Consider the following 3,108-nt stretch of genomic DNA (forward strand, 5'->3'; position numbering starts at 1 on the left):
AAACTCTCCAAAAAAGAGTTATGAGTTAGCTCATAATTTAAAACGTTGGCTAGTGATCATCTATATAATAGAAGTCACTATAAAATATTGTTTGTTGACGCTTGTTTGTTTAGTTTTCAAAGAGCAAGTTAGTTCGTCGCTCTGTTAGAAGCAACTCTTATATATTATCAGGTGCGAAACCCGATGTCAATAAGTTTTTTTATTTTGTTTGTTGCTGACTAAGTAGCTCGTAGCAACAGATATAAATATAGCATCTTTATAAGCCGATGGCAATATGTTTTTTCGTTTTTTATTTACAGAAACAAAAGAAAGATTATTCATATTAATTTATTTAAATCTATTCAATTAAAACATCAAGTCTTCGAGCTGATCTAATCCTTAAGCCGGTAACTGCCTGACTTTTGCTCCATTGCGATATTTAGATATGCGATAGTGAACAAAGTCTTTCTATATCCTTTTGTTGCTGGGAAGCAATCATGCTAAATATATCAAAAGGCAAAGCAGCCTGGACCGCTTTGCCTTTTATTTAAATCTATTAACGATGACGCATTAATGGGAATAATAGCACGTCCCTAATAGAAGGAGAATTAGTCAATAGCATGACTAAGCGGTCAATCCCGATGCCAAGTCCTCCTGTTGGAGGCATACCATATTCTAATGCTTCGATGAAATCATCATCCATCTCATGCGCTTCATCATTACCTTGTTCTTTTTCTTTCAATTGCGCTTCAAAACGTTCTCTTTGATCGATTGGATCGTTTAGCTCAGTAAATGCATTCGCATGTTCTCTCGCTACGATGAACAACTCGAAACGATCAGTGAATCTTGGGTCTTCGTCATTCTTTTTAGCCAAAGGAGAAATTTCTACTGGATGCCCATAGATGAATGTAGGCTGAATCAGGTGCTCTTCTACTTTTTGCTCGAAGAACTCATTTACAATGTGGCCATATAACATATGCTCAGTAACTTCAACACCGTGTTCTTTCGCAAGTGCACGAGCTTCTTCAGTGCTCATCTGATTCCAGAAGTCTACTCCTGTATGTTCTTTAATCGCATCGACCATATGGAGTCTATTCCACTCCGGTTTAAGATCAATTTCATACTCGCCATATTGAATTGTCGTTGTTCCTAGAACATCCTGTGCGATATGTGCAACCATGTTCTCAGTAAGGGACATGATATCACGCCAATCAGCGTACGCTTCATAAAGCTCAAGCATCGTGAATTCAGGGTTATGTCGAGTCGAGATACCTTCATTCCTGAATACTCGGCCAATCTCATAAACCTTTTCAAGGCCGCCGACAATCAGGCGCTTAAGGTGAAGCTCAATGGCGATACGCATATATAGCTGCATATCCAGCGCGTTATGATGCGTGATGAAAGGACGAGCAGAAGCTCCGCCAGCAATTGAATGCATTAATGGCGTTTCAACTTCAAGATAACCTTGTCCATCTAAATAACGGCGCATAGATTGAATGATGCGGCTGCGGTTGATGAAAGTCGTTTTGCTGTCATTGCTTGTGATCAGGTCAAGGTAGCGCTGACGGTAGCGTTGTTCAACATCCTTAAGTCCATGGAATTTTTCCGGTAGCGGACGAAGCGCCTTTGACAAGAAGATAAAGTTTGCAGCTTTAATAGAAAGCTCGCCAACCTTTGTTTTAAAAAGAGTTCCTTCCACACCGACGATATCACCAAGGTCTGCTGTGTCAAAAATCTCGTACTGCTCTTCGCCTACTGCATCCTGGCGAACGTATATCTGGATTTGGCCAGTAAGGTCCTGTAGGTGAGCGAAGCCAGCTTTTCCTTTGCCGCGCTTAGTCATGATCCGTCCAGCTATTTTTACCGAAACATTCTTAGCTTCGATTTCTTCTTTTTCCAATTCCCCAAATTCGCTGATTAGCTGGTCAGTCAGGTGCGTACGCTCAAAGCGTTTACCGAATGGATCCATGCCCTTATCACGCAATGAATTCATCTTGTCTCTTCTGACTCTGAGCTGGTCATTCAATTCTTCATGACTCATGTCGCTTCACTCCAATATATAAATAAATTTATTATGTAATCCTAAGTAAGTTTGAATGGATACTTTTATTATTTTACACAAACTATCCGATTCAGACATTAAAAATCTCTAAATCACTACAGTTTTCCAAAAGAATGATAAAAAAAGCACTAAATAGAATAAAAACTGCCAGTCTTATCCACTGGCAGTTGCATTAATAAAGGTATTATAGGAAATGTATTTGGGAATGTCAATTTTTATCCAACTTGGTGAGCATTTTCCTCGCTAGCAGCATCCACTTCGTCAGCGAAGTTTGTCAGCAAACCAACAAGCTGGTCTCTCGTGCTGCATTCATTGATTTGGTTGCGGAGTGTACCGTTGCCGCGGATCCCTTTTAAGTACCAGGCAGCGTGCTTGCGCATTTCCCGAACAGCGATATGTTCATTCTTCAACGCAATCAATCGATCAAGGTGAAGGATGCTGACATCGATTTTTTCACGTGCAGATGGCTCGCCCATCAATTCGCCTGTTTCAAGGAATTTAACAGTACGGTAGATCATCCAAGGATTTCCGAGTGCCGCACGGCCGATCATAACACCGTCTACTCCTGTTTCTTCAAGCATTCTTTTTGCATCCTGAGGTGTTTGCACATCGCCGTTTCCGATAACTGGAATATTTACTGCCTGCTTTACATCGCGGATGATATCCCAGTCTGCATGCCCTTCATACATCTGGACACGCGTACGTCCGTGAAGAGCTACTGCTTTACCGCCAGCACGTTCTACAGCTTGAGCATTCTGAACCGCATAGATATGATCCTCATCCCAGCCCATACGCATTTTAACGGTAACTGGTTTTCCAACTGCATCAACTACGGCTGATACCATTTCGTAAATTTTGTTTGGATCAAGCAGCCATTTTTCTCCTGCATCACATTTCGTGATCTTCGGAACTGGACAGCCCATGTTGATATCAATGATATCCGCATTTGTATTCTTATCCACGTATTGTGCCGCCTGGACAAGCGTATCCTTCTCACCGCCGAAAATCTGAAGGCTCAGCGGCTTCTCGCGTTCATCTATATATAACATATCCAATGTTTTACCATT

General features: G+C 41.3%; 2 protein-coding genes. Both read right to left on the minus strand.

The genetic code is table 11. The features are described from left to right. Nucleotides 1-535 precede the first annotated feature (535 nt). Nucleotides 536-2,020, minus strand: coding sequence for a lysine--tRNA ligase (gene lysS / locus WB217_RS04545; RefSeq protein ID WP_423991058.1), 1,485 nt, complete (start codon nt 2,018-2,020; stop codon nt 536-538). Between the two features lie 236 nt (nt 2,021-2,256). Further along, on the minus strand, nt 2,257-3,108 hold an 852-nt coding region (gene dusB / locus WB217_RS04550; RefSeq protein ID WP_423991060.1), incomplete at its 5' end, for a tRNA dihydrouridine synthase DusB.

This window comes from Mesobacillus sp., from assembly GCF_049588175.1.
Classification (GTDB): Bacteria; Bacillota; Bacilli; order Bacillales; family Cytobacillaceae; genus Mesobacillus.